The sequence below is a fragment of the Syntrophorhabdales bacterium genome (assembly GCA_035541455.1).
GTDB lineage: Bacteria > Desulfobacterota > Syntrophorhabdia > Syntrophorhabdales > WCHB1-27 > JADGQN01.
This window is the reverse complement of record DATKNH010000027.1, coordinates 22207-37624: the sequence shown is the minus strand read 5'-3', so window position 1 is coordinate 37624 and position 15418 is coordinate 22207. Positions and strand designations below refer to the sequence as shown.

17 protein-coding genes are annotated in these 15418 nt (G+C 52.8%); 4 read left to right on the top strand and 13 right to left on the bottom strand.

Translation table 11 applies throughout. The annotated features are described in order from the left end of the window. Positions 1 to 5: 5 nt before the first annotated feature. The 5 genes from holB to VMT71_03300 are packed head-to-tail and all read right to left on the bottom strand — an operon-like array spanning position 6 to position 3470. Positions 6 to 986 carry a DNA polymerase III subunit delta' gene (gene holB / locus VMT71_03320; GenBank protein HVN22975.1) on the bottom strand — a complete coding sequence of 327 codons (981 nt, stop codon included), beginning with the start codon at positions 984 to 986 and terminating at the stop codon, positions 6 to 8. Further along, a complete protein-coding gene (tmk, locus tag VMT71_03315; protein ID HVN22974.1) occupies positions 976 to 1599 on the bottom strand; it encodes a dTMP kinase in 624 nt (207 codons plus the stop codon). Before tmk ends, holB begins: the two co-directional genes overlap by 11 nt. Before the next feature lie 8 nt (positions 1600 to 1607). Continuing rightward, the gene (gene efp, locus VMT71_03310; GenBank protein HVN22973.1) at positions 1608 to 2174 is read right to left on the bottom strand and encodes an elongation factor P; all 567 of its coding nucleotides are present in this window, start codon (positions 2172 to 2174) and stop codon (positions 1608 to 1610) included. A gap of 11 nt (positions 2175 to 2185) precedes the next feature. Next, positions 2186 to 3253, bottom strand: a complete 1068-nt coding sequence (locus tag VMT71_03305; GenBank protein HVN22972.1) for a Xaa-Pro peptidase family protein — start codon at positions 3251 to 3253, stop codon at positions 2186 to 2188. Beyond that, positions 3234 to 3470, bottom strand: a complete 237-nt coding sequence (locus tag VMT71_03300; GenBank protein HVN22971.1) for a tetratricopeptide repeat protein — start codon at positions 3468 to 3470, stop codon at positions 3234 to 3236. The genes VMT71_03305 and VMT71_03300 overlap by 20 nt, the downstream gene beginning before the upstream one ends. Before the next feature lie 147 nt (positions 3471 to 3617). On the opposite strand from VMT71_03300, the gene VMT71_03295 reads away from it, so the two are divergent. After that, a complete protein-coding gene (locus VMT71_03295; GenBank protein ID HVN22970.1) occupies positions 3618 to 4067 on the top strand; it encodes a universal stress protein in 450 nt (149 codons plus the stop codon). A 379-nt stretch (positions 4068 to 4446) separates the two neighbouring features. Here the strand turns inward: VMT71_03295 and VMT71_03290 are convergent, their stop codons facing one another. The 8 genes from VMT71_03290 to VMT71_03255 form a co-directional block, all read right to left on the bottom strand. After that, positions 4447 to 4914 carry an Rrf2 family transcriptional regulator gene (locus VMT71_03290; protein HVN22969.1) on the bottom strand — a complete coding sequence of 156 codons (468 nt, stop codon included), beginning with the start codon at positions 4912 to 4914 and terminating at the stop codon, positions 4447 to 4449. A gap of 52 nt (positions 4915 to 4966) precedes the next feature. Further along, entirely contained in the window at positions 4967 to 6298 is a 1332-nt protein-coding gene (radA, locus tag VMT71_03285) for a DNA repair protein RadA (GenBank protein HVN22968.1), read from the bottom strand. Next, the gene (locus tag VMT71_03280) at positions 6291 to 7091 is read right to left on the bottom strand and encodes a sugar phosphate isomerase/epimerase family protein (GenBank protein HVN22967.1); all 801 of its coding nucleotides are present in this window, start codon (positions 7089 to 7091) and stop codon (positions 6291 to 6293) included. Before VMT71_03280 ends, radA begins: the two co-directional genes overlap by 8 nt. After that, positions 7088 to 8272, bottom strand: coding sequence for a Xaa-Pro peptidase family protein (locus tag VMT71_03275; protein HVN22966.1), 1185 nt, complete (start codon positions 8270 to 8272; stop codon positions 7088 to 7090). The genes VMT71_03280 and VMT71_03275 overlap by 4 nt, the downstream gene beginning before the upstream one ends. A gap of 7 nt (positions 8273 to 8279) precedes the next feature. Continuing rightward, positions 8280 to 9050 (bottom strand): enoyl-CoA hydratase/isomerase family protein, encoded by a 771-nt coding sequence (locus tag VMT71_03270; protein ID HVN22965.1) that lies wholly within the window; start codon positions 9048 to 9050, stop codon positions 8280 to 8282. A 332-nt stretch (positions 9051 to 9382) separates the two neighbouring features. Beyond that, on the bottom strand, positions 9383 to 10531 hold the full coding sequence (gene oah, locus VMT71_03265) for a 6-oxocyclohex-1-ene-1-carbonyl-CoA hydratase (protein HVN22964.1): 1149 nt from the start codon (positions 10529 to 10531) through the stop codon (positions 9383 to 9385). A gap of 32 nt (positions 10532 to 10563) precedes the next feature. Then, on the bottom strand, positions 10564 to 11673 hold the full coding sequence (had, locus tag VMT71_03260) for a 6-hydroxycyclohex-1-ene-1-carbonyl-CoA dehydrogenase (protein ID HVN22963.1): 1110 nt from the start codon (positions 11671 to 11673) through the stop codon (positions 10564 to 10566). A gap of 66 nt (positions 11674 to 11739) precedes the next feature. Further along, complete coding sequence (locus VMT71_03255; GenBank protein HVN22962.1) at positions 11740 to 12492, bottom strand: 3-oxoacyl-ACP reductase family protein; 753 nt, start codon at positions 12490 to 12492, stop codon at positions 11740 to 11742. A gap of 261 nt (positions 12493 to 12753) precedes the next feature. Between VMT71_03255 and ruvX the strand changes: the two genes are divergently transcribed. The 3 genes from ruvX to VMT71_03240 are packed head-to-tail and all read left to right on the top strand — an operon-like array spanning position 12754 to position 15416. After that, a complete protein-coding gene (gene ruvX / locus VMT71_03250) occupies positions 12754 to 13230 on the top strand; it encodes a Holliday junction resolvase RuvX (protein HVN22961.1) in 477 nt (158 codons plus the stop codon). Beyond that, complete coding sequence (gene mltG / locus VMT71_03245; protein HVN22960.1) at positions 13211 to 14215, top strand: endolytic transglycosylase MltG; 1005 nt, start codon at positions 13211 to 13213, stop codon at positions 14213 to 14215. Before ruvX ends, mltG begins: the two co-directional genes overlap by 20 nt. Before the next feature lie 19 nt (positions 14216 to 14234). Continuing rightward, a complete protein-coding gene (locus tag VMT71_03240) occupies positions 14235 to 15416 on the top strand; it encodes a hypothetical protein (GenBank protein ID HVN22959.1) in 1182 nt (393 codons plus the stop codon). Positions 15417 to 15418 lie beyond the last annotated feature (2 nt).

Genomic DNA, 15418 nt, shown 5'->3' with positions numbered 1-15418 from the left:
CATGATTATCCTGTAATTGAAAGGGCCAGGGATTCGAACGCAAGCCAACGGTTTATATTGTATCGCAACCCTTCCAGAGTTTCCTGAATCTTCTGCAGAGAACGTTCGATCCAGGTTTCATCCCAGCTACCTGCCACGACCAAGTCTTTCAGATCCCGGTTTACCAGGTGATTGATGCTGTCATGCGTGAAGGTCTCGCCATTATGTACCTGGTTGATAACCCAGAGGTCCCTGAAGAGCGATAGGAGAAAGTAAAGAAACAAACGGGCCTCATTCTCATAGCCGACCATGATTTCCGAGAGTCCGGAGGCAGCCATGAAGCCCTTCTTTTTCCCTATCACCAGTTCCGCAAGTCGTCTCCTGATTGCAAAGTTTTCTTCATCCATCCAGAAAAATGCTGAGCTCATGCTTCCCCAGCTCAGGGAGGCCATCAGGTCCGCATGTGCCTCGGAGAGATTGAGTGTCTTAACCAGGTGAGCCTTCATCTCCTCTGCTGGAATGGGGCCGAACCCTATGTGCATGCACCGTGAGCGGATCGTCAAAGGCAGATCCTTCTCGGAGGACGTTATAAGCAAGAAAAGGTTGGACGGAGGTGGTTCTTCCAGGGTTTTGAGCACGGCGTTAGCGGCTTCGCGCGTCATCTGCTCAGCCCCGTCAATTATCACAGTGCGCAGAGGAGCTTCGTAGGGAGGCTCGTACACTTCTTTTCGTATGCCACGGAGTTCGTCTATGCCTATGGTTGTTTCGGCTCTCAAGATGCGGAGGTCAGGGTGAGTGTTCCGCAGCACATTCTGGCACGCGCGGCAACTCCCGCAACCGGTTCCCTTTTCACAGAAAAGGTACTTAACAATCTCGACAGCCATCGTATACTTACCGACACCGAGTGGACCTGAAAAAAGGAGCGCGTGCGGAAATCTATTCTTTTCGAATATGGACGAGAGAAGACCTTTCGGTCGCTCATGCCCGACTATACCCTTAAATTCCATGACTCTTGAGAAGGCTCTCCGCCTTCTCCCGAATTGTGCGATGTGCCTGTCCAATATCAACGCTCGGCTGGATCACAAAAAAACGTTTGCTGTCTTCCTCTGACAATTTGAGGTAGGCCTCCCGTATTTTTCGGTGGAAAGAAAGACTCTCCCTCTCGAACCGGTCCATCTGCTGGTTTGCCGCAGCCTTCCGTTGAAAAGCGCGATCCACATCGCAATCCAGGAGGATGGTGAGGTTGGGTCGTACGCCTTTCGTAACAAGCCTGTTGAACGTTTCAATGATCCCGAGATCAATGGAGCGTCCGTAGCCCTGGTAGGCATACGTTGCGTCAACGAACCTGTCACATAACACAATCTTGCCTTCAGCCAGAGCCGGGGAAATAACCTCCTCCATGTGCTGGGCTCTGACTGCCATGAAAACAAGCAACTCTGAAAGGGGGAAGACACGCAGATCCTTGCGCAGCAACACGTCGCGCAGGGCCTCCCCCAAGCCGGTACCGCCCGGCTCCCGTGTCTTGATTACGTTATATCCTTCCCCCTTGAGGTAGGTGTGGAGCAGATCTGCCTGGGTCGTTTTTCCGCTTCCCTCTATTCCTTCGAAGGTAATGAGCATGTGCGCCCCTACCTGGAAACCCTGGTGATGTACTGGCCAGTTCTTGTATCTATCTTGATTACCTCGCCCTCTTCGAGAAAGAGTGGGACCTGCAGCGTGTAGCCCGATTCAAGTTGCGCAGGTTTCGTAGCATTCTGCGCCGTGTCCCCTTTCATGCCCGGCTCTGTCTTGACCACCTTCAAGTCGACAAAATTCGGAAGTTCAACGCCTATAGCCTTGCCCTTGTAAAAGGAAAGGGCTATCACCATGCCGTCCTTGAGATAGTTAATGGCATCGCCCAGGTTAGCCTCGGGCACGAAGGTCTGATCATAGGTAGCGGTGTCCATAAAATAGTAACGATCCTCTTCCTTGTACAGGTACTGCATTTCTTTCTGCTCCACATCGGGCACCTCGGCCTTGTCGCCGGACCTGAACGTCCTGTCAAGCACATTGCCGGAAACGAGACTCTTGATGCGCGTTTTAACAAAGGCGCCGCCTTTTCCAGGCTTCACGTGCTGGAACTCCACGATCACAAACGGTTCGTTGTCGACAAGAATCTTAAGGCCCTTTCTAAACTCTGCGGTGGAAACGATCATCACTACCTCCCTCAGATTCGGAGTAAATCCTTGCGCAGGTGCGTAAGCACCTCGCCGCCTGCCTCCGTTACGAGCACCATATCTTCCATACGAATACCGCCGAAGTTCGGTATGTAAATACCGGGCTCAATGGTGATCACCATGTTCTCTTCCAGTATATTTTCAGCCTTGAGGGTAATGGCCGGCGCTTCGTGTACCGCGATCCCTACCCCGTGCCCGGTGCCGTGACGGAAAAACTCCCCGTAGCCACGTTCCTCCACCAGTCCCCTCACAACCGTATCGAGTTCAGCGATAGGCATGCCCGCCTTCACTGCCTTGATGCCTGTTTTTCTTGCCTCGTCCACCACGCTGAAAATTTCCTGCATTTTCCCGTCTACCTCGCCGACAGCGATGGTGCAGGTTTCGTCGCTGGTGTACCCCCCCGCCTGACATCCAAAATCGATTATGACTGTCTCCCCCTGCTTCAAAGCCTTATCTGTCGGCCTTGCATGGGGCAGTGCCGCCCTCGCACCTGAAGCAACGATCGTCTCAAAAGAGGGGCCATCGGCTCCAAGGCTCATCATGGTGTAGTCCAGTTCGGCAGCCACCTGACGCTCGGTCACGCCCGGTGCTATTTTTCCGAGCACGTGAGTGAAGGCGTCCGTAGCCAGCTGGATAGCCCGGCGGATAGCAATGATTTCTTCAGGCTCTTTCTGTTTTCGTATTGCTTCAATCTCTAATCCAATGGGAACAAACTCAACGCCGGGCGCTGTTTCGCACCACACCTGGTAAACCTGGTATGTCGTGTTATAACTGTCAAAGCCTAACTTCTTGATACCGTAGCGCTCACAGAGCGTAGCCAGGTGGTTTTCTTTACCCCTGGTTTCAACGATGGAGATGCCCCTTGTCACCTCTGCCGCATGGGTGAGATATCTGAAGTCTGTAAGCAGCGCTATGTCTCCCTTTGTCACGAGAAGGCTACCTTCAGAGCCCCTGAACCCGCTCAAGTAGAAGATGTTGTCCATGCCTCTGAGAATAATCGCGTCCACGTCCATCTGCTTCAGTACGCGGAGAACGCGGTCAACTCGTTTCTCGTTCATCTCTTCGCTCTTCTAGCCTCTTGAGTAATTGCGTGAGGACCCGAAGCCGTTTGCGCTCCGGTGTATCGTGTTCGAGAAGCGAGACCCTTCCTTTGTAGATCGTATTCCCCGCATCCCTGGACAGAAGTTTCTCGTAGACTTCTTTAGCTTTGTCAAGGTAACCCTGGCGAATGTAAATTTCCGCAAGGGTGGACGTTAATACTTTCAGCTTTTCCATGGTCGGCGATTAAAAGGTTTTGGCATCAAAAATAAAAGGAAAAACCCACGTGCGCCTGCACGTTTTGGTCAGATAGTATAGCACAAAAAGTGTTGACTATATAGGGGCAGCGAGATATAAAGAACCTATTAAAAAGGGGGGTGTGTTATGTTCCGGAATATTCTGGTGCCGCTTGATTTTTCAGACTATACGGACGAAATCATGAATATCGCCGTGCAAATAGCGGTAAAATTCGGCTCCGCGATTCATCTGCTCCACGTGATCCCGAATATGGACTATTTCACACCATATGAATCCTTCCTGTCTGCAGAAAGCCTCGTCAACATACAGAGGGACATTGAGCGCGAGGTAGGAAAAGACATGGAGGAAGTGGCACAGAAGATTAAAGACATTCCAGTGACGAAAGAAATACACACAGGCGTTGTTTCGTTAGAAATCATAGATTATGTGCGTACCGAAAAGATAGATCTCGTAGTGATGGGCACCCATGGCAGGGGCGGTCTGGAGCATATCCTCATTGGAAGTGTTGCGGAGAAGGTGGTGCGAAAATCACCATGCCCGGTGCTCACGGTACGACCCGCCGCAAAACAGCTGTAGCTGCGCCGATTCGATTTCAAGCGTGTACCTCGGTTGTCGCTGGGTCGCGTTCCTCGTGCCACCCGTGGTTCACTTGATCACGCACGCGGCAAGGAGGGTCGGCCACGGGTTCCCGACTAGAGCAATCCTCGCTGCCGTCCGGAGTACCCGGCTGAAGGCTGGGTCGTCCATCTTGAAATCGAATCGGCATCTGTTCCACCGGTATCTCGACCAGAGTCAGTCCAGGACTGGACGCTTTATGTGTCGCGAATGGGCGAGTTTTGATGCATAACTAGGCGAACCGAGGCGTGGCTTGTGAAGGCGTACCTTGGGGTACGTCGAAGCAGGACAGGCCGAAGGGCAACGACGTTAGGCGCAAAAGGCGCCCATCCGCATCCTGTCAAATATAGTACATCAGATGCTTATCGATTACCCGCTCAATCCCCTTCTGCTGTGCCTCTTTGCACAGGTCCTGCAGGGTGATGGAGTCAAAATACTCCATCAGTCGAGTCGATGCTTCCTTCCAAATGTCTCTGGCCACGCAGTGCACGGCCCGGTCGCAGCGTCTTGCGGCAGTCTTGTTGTGGCTCAGGCAGAATACCAGTTCGAGGTTGCCTTCGGTGGCTCTTATGATCTCACCGATTTTGATTTGCTCCGGGGTTTTGGCCAGGTAGTAGCCTCCTGAGGGTCCCCTGATGCTCTTGATAATGCCGGCGCGTTTCAGCTTCTGGAAGATCTGTTCGATATACCTGGGTGATATCCCTTGTCTGGCGGAGATATCTTTTACCTGAGTGGACAGACCCGCCGAATGGTACGCTATGTCAAAGAGCGCGCGTAAGCCATACCTGCTTTGGGTGGATATCTTCATAGTCCTATAGAATACATTGCACGACTATTTCTGTCAACAATGGTAAAAGTACCTATCCAGCTTCTGCGAGATACTCCACAAGCTCCCGAATGTTTCTTGTGGGTAAAAGATCAACCCCGACTGCTTTATCCAGGCCCCTGGGGCAAAGCACCTTCCTGATTTTGAGCCTTTCGCATTCCCGTACGCGAAGCTCCATATTTACTACTCTTCTTACCTCGCCGGTCAGGCCTACTTCTCCGAAAAATGCCGCATCTTTCCAACCGATGTTTTTGTAACTTGAGAGGATCGCCGCTGCCACCGCGAGGTCGATACCAGGCTCGTTTACTTTGATTCCTCCCGTGACGTTGACATAGACATCCCTGTCAGAAAACGGGAGGCCGAGACTCTTTTCCATCACCGCTACAAGAATGAATAGTCTGTTCACATCGTAACCGACGGACAGCTTCTTGGGAATGGGAAAGACCGTCTTCGGGGTAAGAGCTTGGACTTCTATCACGAGAGGTCTTGAGCCCGTAATGTAGGGGAAAAGGGTCGTGCCCGAACTGGCCTCCACCCGTTCCGACATAAAGAAAAGGGAAGGCTCCGCGCTCACCAGCCCCTCACGGGTCATCTGAAAGAGCCCTATCTCGTCCACAGGCCCGTACCTGTTTTTTATGGCCCGCAGCATCCTGTAAGGCAGCATTTTGTCGCCTTCGAAATAAAGGACCGTGTCAACCATGTGCTCCAGTATCTTGGGGCCGGCGATCGCTCCTTCCTTGGTGACATGCCCCACGAAGATGTGAGACGCCTCTCTTGCCTTTAATTCCCTGATCAGCCTTGATGAGACATCCCGGATCTGACTCATGCTTCCCGGCAGGAAGGGGAGCTTTGTATTGTAAATCGACTGGATAGAGTCAATGATGACGAGGGCATAACTCTTTTCCTGGATCGCGTCCATGATGTCGGCGAGACTGCTTGTGATGAGCGTTGAAAAGGGTCCCGAAAGGCCGAGTCTCTTCTTTCTGCCTGCCAGCTGCCGCAGCGACTCCTCGCCTGAAACGTACAGTACATCGAAGCCCATTTCAACCACACGGGCAGCGATCTCAAAGCACAAGGTGGTCTTTCCAATGCCCGGATCGCCGCCGAGCAGTATGGAGGAACCCTTGGTGAGGCCTCCTCCAAGAACCCGGTCCATCTCTTCCATTGACAACAGCAGCCGCTCCTCTTCTACTTCCTCATCCCGCAGCGTAACTGCAAATCTTCTGTCTTCTCTTCTTGACGCTTCCTTCTCAAGCTTGATTTCTCTGATTGTGTCCCAGGAGGCGCATCTCGGACACTTTCCCATCCATTTGTATGTTTCGTAGCCGCAAGCTTCGCATATGAAGGTCTGCTTGATTTTACTCATAGCCCTCCTTGCCCAGGTGCAGTCGCAGAAACCGCACAGCGTATCGCAGAGACTGAAGTAGCAACCCTTCGGTGACCGGGAGTTCGCGGGGCGCCAGCTCCAGTGTGACCAATCCGTCGTAACCGACCCTTCTCATGGTGTTGAGCAGGCGTGCGATGGGCAAGTCTCCCGTTCCCGGAAAGAGGTGGCTCTCCGAAGCTTGCGAATCGCTCAGGTGTATGTTCTTGAGCCGCGCGGTTTTTTGAAAGCTGAGGAATGCAACTATGGTGTCGTGGTCAAAGGTTGCGATGTGCGTTGTGTCGAACGTGAAGTAGAGGTTCTTCTTGAGGCCGAACTCTATAAGATCCTTGTAGTCGTTGAGCAGGTAAGGGGCGAGTTTCAGTCTCTTTCCGATCAGCGGCATGTTTTCTATGGCGAGGAGCACGTTACCGCAGTCAAGCTCTTTCTGGAAATCGTCCATTTTTCTGAACCAGCGGTAGAAGCTTAACTCGCGGTGAAACCACGAAGGTGGATGAAAATTGACCAGGCCTATGCCGAGTTCTCTGGCGGTGGTTATGCTTTGCCGCAGCGCATCGGCGTGCGTGCCCCAGGTTGTCAGTTTCATGAAAGGTGCGTGGATGGAATAGACCGGCAGAATGCGTTGTGCCTCGCTTATTCTTTCTTTAAAGCCGGGCCCATCAAGAGACCTGTTTATGACAAGGTCGCAGCCGTCAAAGCCTGCGTCCCTGGCGAGCCGAAAAACCTCCGTAAGGGGCAGTTGGTGGAGGGTTCCGCTCGAGAAGAGTATTTTCATAGAACGGTGATCTGCTCATCTCTGTTGGTCAGTATCCGAAAGCTGCCATGTTCAAGAAGCACTGTATTCTCAATGCCGCACGAGCCTATCTTTGGGAAGACCATTTTAGGCTCGATGGCCAATGTCATACCGGGCTCCAGCGGGTAATCGTGAGTTCTTGCGATGAAGGGGAACTCAGCGAGCTCAAGGCCGATGCCGTGGGCGAGAAAGTTTACTTTGTGATGGCCGTAGCCAAGATAATTCTCTCCGAAGCCCGCATCTTCCGCGAGCTGTTTCGAGTACGCGAAGAGATCGGCAGTGCGCATGCCCTGGAGCGCCTTGTCCAGCACCTTGTACTGGATGTCACGGCAGACCTCGCACGCCTTCACGAAGAGATCAGGCATGCAGCCTATGGCGTACATGCGGGTCTGGTCTACATGGTAGCCGTGGTACGAGATGCCAAAGTCCACGAGAATAGGCTCACCCCGTTTCATCTTCTTCATGCTTGCGCCGACAGGAAAAGCGGGAGACAGCCCTAATCCACCCATGGGCGAGTCTGACTGGCTTACAATACTGCCGGTCCGTCCGCTGAGGATGTGCCACGTGTACGCCTCGTAATTGAGGGATCGGACTCTGAGGAGCCCTTCATGGCCAAGGGATTTGGCGTAGTTCTCCAGCATGCCTCCCAGCTCTATTTCGCGCAAGCCTTCTTTCAGAAAATTTGGTATCTCGTCGTAGACCTTGTTGCTGATGGCCGCTGCATGTTCCAGAACACTGATTTCAAAAGGTGATTTATATTTTCTGAGCTGCTGCGTGAGCGGCGAGGAATCGAAGAGCGTGACGTCTCCAAGGATTTCTTTAAATTTGAGCACCATAGTGTAGGGAATAACGTCGAGCTGCAGACCGACCCGCTTCATGCGGCCGATGAATGGTTTGATGTCCTTGAAGGTCTTGATCGGAACGATCGTTTTCAGTGGGGACTCTCTTCGCGCCCGCTCCAGCTCCCTCCGCACGAAGAGAATCGGTTCTTCGGCAGGCCGCACGTAGAGAAAGGCGTCCTGCATAGTTCCCGAGAGATAGAAGTAGTCGATCTTGTAGTGGAAAAAGGCCCCGTCAAGCGAGGCCTTCTCCAGCAATGGCTGTAATCGTTTCAGCCGGGACTGAATCTCTGTCTCAGGCGTGTGCTGTATCCGATGTCTCATTCCTGGCTTACTTGTCCTTCCACACCGCTTTCCTTTTTCCCATGAAGGCTGCGATACCTTCCTTCGCGTCTTCCGCCTTCATGCACCCGTCGAGGTAGAGCACTTCTGCTGTACGCAGGCTATCCGGGAAGTTGGCACCGAGGCTTGCCCTGATTGCACGTTTGCTCCAGACGAGAATCGGTCTGCTCTTGTTCAACAGTTCGGCGAGGAATTTGTCAACATCTTCCCTGAACGATGCGGCAGGGAAGACTGCGTTGACGAGCCCGATCTCTTTTGCTTCCTGTGCGCCAATCATTTTGCCGGTGAGGATGAGCTCGTAGGTTTTCTTGAGGCCGATTATCTTGCTGAACCACGCAGCGGCAACCGGCGGGAAAACGCCGACTGCAATCTCAGGCTGGCCAAGTCTTGAGCGGTCTGATGCCAGCACGATGTCGCAGAAGCTTGTAAGCTCGCAGCCGCCGCCCAAGGAAACGCCATTCACGAGTCCGACGATAGGAATGTCGATCTCGTACATGACCCTGAACATCTGGTGGAACGTCTTGATCATTTCATCCACTTTATCCTCGGTATGATCCGCGACATCGACGCCACTGGAAAAAGCTTTCTCGCCTGCGTGGTCGAAAATGAGCAGCTTGAGCGTCTCGTCCTTGCCTGCATCTTTAACTGCGTCGATGATCTCTTTAATCATGGGAATCGTTATCCAGTTGAGCGGTGGTACGTTGAGCGTGATGCGGGCAACCTTGTCTTTCTTTTCGTAATTAATGAGTTGGTAGGCCATTATCTTTCCTCCTTTGGGATACCGATTTGCCTTGAAGCATATACCTTCGTTGTCGCTGCGTCGCACTTCTCTGCCACCCGTGGTTTTGGTTGTTTGTGTTCGCCGGAAAGATGTTGCCCACGGGTGCCCGGCTAAAACACTCCTCGCTGCCGCCTTGCTCTGCATTTTGAATGCAAATCGTAATCAGAGGCTAACAGCTTTTCTGCGACTGGAAGGAATCTGTTACTCTCATTTACCACATTTTCCTTTTTCAAAGCTACATTCTCATTTCATCAGGCGAACTGAAAGAAAAAGGGGGCCTAGGCCCCCTTTTTCGTGTTCGTGCAAAAGCGCTACTTGCCCTGTGGTTTGCCCAGTACGTCTTCCATGAACTTGGTATCCACCAGTGTTCCCTCGGCAACCAGCTGACGGTACTTGATGAAGTCGATGGTGTCGACGCCGGTGATCTTCTTCGAGTTGAATGCGCCGAACCCAAGATACGCCTCGCCCATCATGTTGGCGGCCAGCCAGTGACGGTGATCGTTCTTCATTGTATCCCAGAAGAATTTCTTCTTCTGTCTGATACCGTCGATGGATTTTGCGAGACAGCCGGGGAAGAGGTTGGCGAAAATCCAGACGATGCGATTGACTTCCGCATCGAGGAGGGCAAAGTCATAGTCGTTATTCTTCAGTTTGTCGTTCACCCAGGCTCTTGCCTGTTTGAACGCATCACCGGACTTGTTTTCGCCGTACACGATCTCGCCGTTGTCGATGAACTTGTCGGTGATCACCTGCGGGTTTCGTACCCAGGCGCCCTTTTCGTCTTTCAGAACCGGCAGAACTTTTGTCAGCAGACCTTTCCACGCCATCTTGTACGCACTCCACATCTCGCAGCTCACGCAGCTCCACATCGCATCCTCGATGCTGAGATAGGAAGGCAGAAAATCGGATGCGCCGCCGACCGGGGCAGAGCCATGGCGCGGACCCGCCTGGCCGAAAATCGCAAGATCTGAGGTGATTGTCAGGTCGCATGCAGTGCCGATTTCCTGGCCGCCCGCAACCCTCATACCGTTAACCCGGCAGATGACCGGCTTTTTGCACATGAGGATCGAGTCGACCATGTTATTGAAGAGTTCCATGTAGGAACCATACTCTTCAGGCCTCATGCTGTAATACTCGGAATACTCTTTGGTGTTGCCGCCCGTGCAGAAGGCGTTCGGGCCTGTGCCTGTGAAGACCGTTGCGACGACTTCGCGGTCTGTTGAAGAGTTCTCAAAACCAGCGATGACGCCTTTCACCATCTCCGTTGTGTAAGAGTTGTACTGGTTGGGGTTGTTGAGTCTGATCCACGAAACGTAAAGCCCCTTTACCACGTTTCCTTTGGGATCCGTTAGTGGTCTCTTCTCGTACACGACACAGGGTGCCTCTGTCCCCCAGTGCTCTGTGCCATAACGATCATGGTTTTTCTTTCCGTGCTCTCTTGGCATCCATTCAAGTCCCATAGTTCTCCTCCTGATAGTTTATTGTTTCAACCTTAAAAGTCTGGCTTCAACACAACTCTTTTTGCAGGTGATCCTGCCTTGTGTATCTCGTCGAATGTTGCCGCGATCGTGCTCATCGGTCTCACTTCGACGAACGGGTCGATCACGATCTTCTTGTTCAGAACCATGTCAAGGACGATCGGGTAATATTCAGGCAGACAGCCCCACGTCCCTATGATCTCAGCATCAAAGGCCATCAGCTTGGACATCATATACTCGCTCTTGGCCATGCCGAAGCCAACGAGGATCAGTTTCCCCACGAAGGAGAGCAGATCAAGTGCGAGATCCTGTCCGGCTTTAGTACCGGTAACTTCGAAAATCTTCCAACCGGTATTGGGCACGCCCTTCGCTTTGCAATAGTTTCTCCATTCGCCGACGACATCTTTGTTTGTCTTGTCGACGGTGCTGATAACGGCGTCGCAGCCGTACTCCAGGGCCCTCTTCAGTTTGTCAGGATTTCTCGCAATACCGATCACAGACTTTGCGCCCAGCGCTCTCAAGGTCTGCGCCACGTACACGCCCACGCCGCCGGTGGCGCCGATGACGATCACGTTGTCGCCCGGCTGAAGGTCTGCTCGTTTCGCCGCCTGATATGGAGTGGTAACTGCATCCGCAATTACGGCCAGCTGTTCCAGGGCGTAACCTTTCTTATCCTGTACCAGGCACAGATCGATTGCGGGAACCGGAATGTGGCTGGAGAAGCCGCCGTAAATACCCAGAGAATTACCCGGCATCAACTGCGCAAGGCAACGGTTGCCGCGACCCGTCTTGCAAAGAGCGCATTTGCGGCAGGGCATGACGGCAGGAACGATCACCTCTTTGCCGATCCAGGCTGCATCGCCTGCGACCACAGTCCCCGCGATCTCATGGCCCAGCGTCAGCGGGGGCTTGCTCACCGTCGGAACACCGTCATAGAAATAGCCGAGGTCTGTATGGCAAACGCCGCATCCTGCAACCTGAACGAGGACATCACCCTCTTTCAGGGGCGGCACAGGTATCTCTGTCTGTTCGAGCTTCCCCTGTATGACCTCTCCGGTCTCCTTGTTCTTACCCCATGGCGTCTTCATCTGCCACGTCTTTATTGTCGTCGGTACATCAGCCATTGAAACACCTCCTTCTTAAAATGTGTGATTGGGACTTCTGATCTCCTACTCGCCTTCTTCGGGTTCTTACGTCATGCCGTAACCGCCGTCAACGCACAGGAGTTGACCGGTGATGTAGCGGGCATCGTCAGAGGCAAAGAAGGTAAAGGCTGGCGATACATCTTCCGGCTCAGCATAACGACCCAGCAAAATCCGTCGCGTGTAAATCTCTTTCAATTTTTCGTCGGTAGATATCGTGTGGGTCATTTCAGTGGTGACAATTCCAAGCGATATGACATTGCAGGTGACGTTGAACTTTGCCAGTTCTCTTGCAGCAGACTTGGTCAAGGAGATTACGCCTCCCTTTGCAGCCGCGTAGTTAATCTGACCTATGGTTCCCACAACGCCGGCTACGGATGTCACGTTTATAATCCGGCCGTAATTCTGTTCCATGAAATACTTGGATGCTGCCTGGATGCAGAGCCACGGCCCTCTCATCTGAATGTTAACCACCTCATCCCATGTCTCCACTGACATTTTGTGGAGCATGGACGGCTTTGAAACTCCTGCGTTATTCACGAGGATATGAACCGAGCCAAAGCTCTGTACGCAAGTTTCAATGATTTTCTGTGCATCCTCCTTTCTGGCGACATCGCCCTGGACTGCGACCGCTTTCCGCCCCATCCCCTCAATCATACCCACAACTTCCTTGGCTGCCTTGTCGTTGGAGGCGTAATTGACCACAACGTTCGCGCCCTGCTTAGCGAAGTCCAGGCAAATCGCCCTGCCCACGCCCCGTCCTCCCCCTGTAACCACCGCGTTCTTGCCTTCTAGTTTCATGGGCATAGTCTCCTTGCGATTTTGTGAAAATTATTACAATTTGGTCCTATTTTATCCGCAACGCAAAACGATGTCAAGACAAAAATAGCCTAAAAAGGACCGATATTTAAGGGTTCTTCGCTTGTGAAGCCGGACGCGTATGTGAGACAAGAGATTAAGAGACGTTGTCCGAAAGGGAGTGGTTGTCGCGACGATATGCAGCAAGCAGGACAATGATAGAGTTTCATTCGGGCTGGTCAGTGATCCTGCACCCAGGTTTTCTTGGAGCGTCTGCGTCTTTTTGTTCTTGAACAGGCGACAGCCGCCATGATATTCTGTGCCGTGCGCACGCTCTCCCTTGACGTCGGAGAAAAACGGATAGGCATTGCCATTTCAGACTCTCAAGCCAGCATAGCCCAGCCTCTCAAGCTGTATCAGCGAGGATCGCTGGCACAGGACATCGATGAGGTGAAGAAATTGGTAAGAGAGTACGACGTATCCCGGATCGTGTGCGGCCTTCCCAAGAACCTGGACGGCTCGATCGGGAAGAAAGCAGAAGCGATCGTCGAGTTTGCCAGAAAGATAGAAGAGAAGACGCACGTGCCCGTCGATCTGTGGGATGAGCGATTCTCAACAGATGAAGCTCACCGCATCTTTGACATGCATGAGTACAAACACAAGAAACGCAAACCCTACATAGATATGATGGCGGCGCAAATTATCCTTCAGGGATTTCTCGATGCTCACAAAAAGGGATAAGAGGATCATTGCCGCAGCGGTTGCGCTCCTTCTGGTGAGCCAGCCGGTGATCTTTGCCAGCATCCCTCGGGATACGAAAAGGAACGTCAAATCAGTTGTTATCAAGAGAGGTACGCATCTTAAGGAAGTGGCAAATCTCCTGGAAGAAGAGGGCCTGATTCGCTCGGAGTGGCTTTTCTTGGCCTGCTCATACGTGATGCATAAAGGCAAGATCATAGCGGGTGAATATGAATTGAGCACGCAGATGTCCATCGCTCAGATAGCAGCAAAGATGGCAGCAGGGCAGAGGAAAATTTACACGCTCACGCTTGTGGAGGGCTACAATCTTAACGGCGTTGGAGAGGCCATGGAAAAGGCAGGTATCATGAAGAAAGATGCTTTTTTCCGGCTGGCCACAGATACTGCATTCTTGAACAAGCTTACCATTCCGGGCGACAGCCTCGAAGGCTATCTTGCGCCGGACACCTATTTCTATAGCAAGGAAACGGATGTAGACGCTTTCCTCGAAAGAATTGTGCGAAGAACCTTTGTTTTCTTTGAGAGGGAGGATGTGAGAGCGCGGATGGCCGAGTTCCGCATGACCCCCGGCGACGTTGTGATTCTAGCTTCCATGATCGAGAAAGAGGCGAAGATTGAGCCTGAAAAACCTATGATTTCTGCCGTCTTCCACAATCGGCTTCGGGAAGGCATGAGTCTCGATTCTGACCCGACGGTCATGTACGGTATCGGGATGACGCCCAAAGCGCTGACAAGGGCTGACCTTGAGAAGCCGACCGCGTACAATACATACAGGCTCAGGGGTTTGCCAAAAGGGCCGATATGTAACCCGTCCACGAGCTCCCTGATGGCAGTGCTTTACCCGGCGCCCACCGACGCGCTCTACTTTGTGTCAAGAAATGATGGAACCCACGTCTTCTCAAGGCAGATCAGCCAGCACAATCAATTCGTGACCATGTACCAAAAGAATAAGAAGAAGAAACCATAAGCAACAAGGAGGCGATTCTATGGAAAAAGAGGTAGCAGTGATTGGTGTAGGCCAGAGTTTTTTTGTGAGGGGGTATGAGGGATCGATCAGGGAGTTGGCATTTGAGGCCTTCAGGGAGGCGATGAAGGATGCGGGCATTACCCAGAAAGATGTCGGGGCGTCTGTGTTCTGTTCAGCGCCGGAGTACGACAAGCAGAGATCGCCAGCCGGCGTGCTGGCGGAGTACCTCGGTCTTATTCCGCAGCCAACGTTCTACATCGAAACCGTCTGCTCCTCGAGCAGCGCGGGTGTGAAGGTAGGCTACAGCATGATAAAATCGGGTCTTCACGATGTCGTGTGCGTGCTCGGGTTTCAGAAAATGTCTGAGATCACGTCAGCCGAGTCCCAGGAGAGAATGGGACGCGGCGCCGACATTCAGTGGGAGGCGCCTTTCGGCACCATGATGCCAGCCTACTACGCCCTCTATGCCCAGGCGTACATGGCGAAAAACGGACTCACACACGACGACCTGATGAATGTCAGGCTGAAGTCGGCGAGCTATGGCGTTATCAACGAAAGAGCCGTCTACCGCAAGGGCGTGAAAGCCGAAGACTTTAACCCTTCTAATCCTGAAGCAAAGATGGCAGCACCCGTTGCCTGGCCGTTGCGGGTAGGGGACGCCTGTGCAAATGCGGATGGAAGCTCGTGCTTGATTCTCGCCAACAAGGAGAAAGCGAAAGCCTTTTCAAAGAAGCCCATCTGGATAATTGGCATCGGTGCGGCATCTGAAGCGGTGAACATGGCTGCACGGCCCGATTTCGCAAAAGGCCTCAGCGTGGGCTACGGCGCAGCTGCCCAGGCGTACAACATGGCAGGCATTACTGCAAAAGAGGTGAAGGTAGCAGAGGTCCATGACTGTTTCACCATTGCCGAAATCATGGCCTATGAGGGTCTGGGTTTTGCTCCAATGGGCGAGGGGAAGCAACTCATTCGCGAAAAGGCCACGTATAAGGACGGAAGGATACCGGTTAATGTTGATGGCGGGCTCCTCTCGAAGGGCCACCCTATCGGCGCAACGGGCGGATCGCAGATGCGCACCATTGTGCTGCAACTCCGTGGCGAGGCGGGTCCGATGCAGGTACCCGGTGACCCTGGTATCGGCCTTGTCCACAATGTGGGCGGCGTTGGACTTTACGGAAACGTTACAATATTCGGGAGGTGAAC

Excerpts from the sequence above, each read along its gene's own strand:
- VMT71_03240 (HVN22959.1), top strand. The coding sequence starts at position 14,235 with ATGGAAAAAGAGGTAGCAGTGATTGGTGTAGGCCAGAGTTTTTTTGTG.
- VMT71_03295 (HVN22970.1), top strand. The coding sequence starts at position 3,618 with ATGTTCCGGAATATTCTGGTGCCGCTTGATTTTTCAGACTATACGGAC.
- VMT71_03280 (HVN22967.1), bottom strand. The coding sequence starts at position 7,091 with ATGAAAATACTCTTCTCGAGCGGAACCCTCCACCAACTGCCCCTTACG.
- efp (HVN22973.1), bottom strand. The coding sequence starts at position 2,174 with ATGATCGTTTCCACCGCAGAGTTTAGAAAGGGCCTTAAGATTCTTGTC.
- VMT71_03300 (HVN22971.1), bottom strand. The coding sequence starts at position 3,470 with ATGGAAAAGCTGAAAGTATTAACGTCCACCCTTGCGGAAATTTACATT.
- had (HVN22963.1), bottom strand. The coding sequence starts at position 11,673 with ATGGCTGATGTACCGACGACAATAAAGACGTGGCAGATGAAGACGCCA.
- radA (HVN22968.1), bottom strand. The coding sequence starts at position 6,298 with ATGAGTAAAATCAAGCAGACCTTCATATGCGAAGCTTGCGGCTACGAA.
- holB (HVN22975.1), bottom strand. The coding sequence starts at position 986 with ATGGAATTTAAGGGTATAGTCGGGCATGAGCGACCGAAAGGTCTTCTC.
- tmk (HVN22974.1), bottom strand. The coding sequence starts at position 1,599 with ATGCTCATTACCTTCGAAGGAATAGAGGGAAGCGGAAAAACGACCCAG.
- VMT71_03305 (HVN22972.1), bottom strand. The coding sequence starts at position 3,253 with ATGAACGAGAAACGAGTTGACCGCGTTCTCCGCGTACTGAAGCAGATG.
- oah (HVN22964.1), bottom strand. The coding sequence starts at position 10,531 with ATGGGACTTGAATGGATGCCAAGAGAGCACGGAAAGAAAAACCATGAT.
- mltG (HVN22960.1), top strand. The coding sequence starts at position 13,211 with ATGCTCACAAAAAGGGATAAGAGGATCATTGCCGCAGCGGTTGCGCTC.
- VMT71_03255 (HVN22962.1), bottom strand. The coding sequence starts at position 12,492 with ATGAAACTAGAAGGCAAGAACGCGGTGGTTACAGGGGGAGGACGGGGC.
- VMT71_03270 (HVN22965.1), bottom strand. The coding sequence starts at position 9,050 with ATGGCCTACCAACTCATTAATTACGAAAAGAAAGACAAGGTTGCCCGC.
- VMT71_03275 (HVN22966.1), bottom strand. The coding sequence starts at position 8,272 with ATGAGACATCGGATACAGCACACGCCTGAGACAGAGATTCAGTCCCGG.
- VMT71_03290 (HVN22969.1), bottom strand. The coding sequence starts at position 4,914 with ATGAAGATATCCACCCAAAGCAGGTATGGCTTACGCGCGCTCTTTGAC.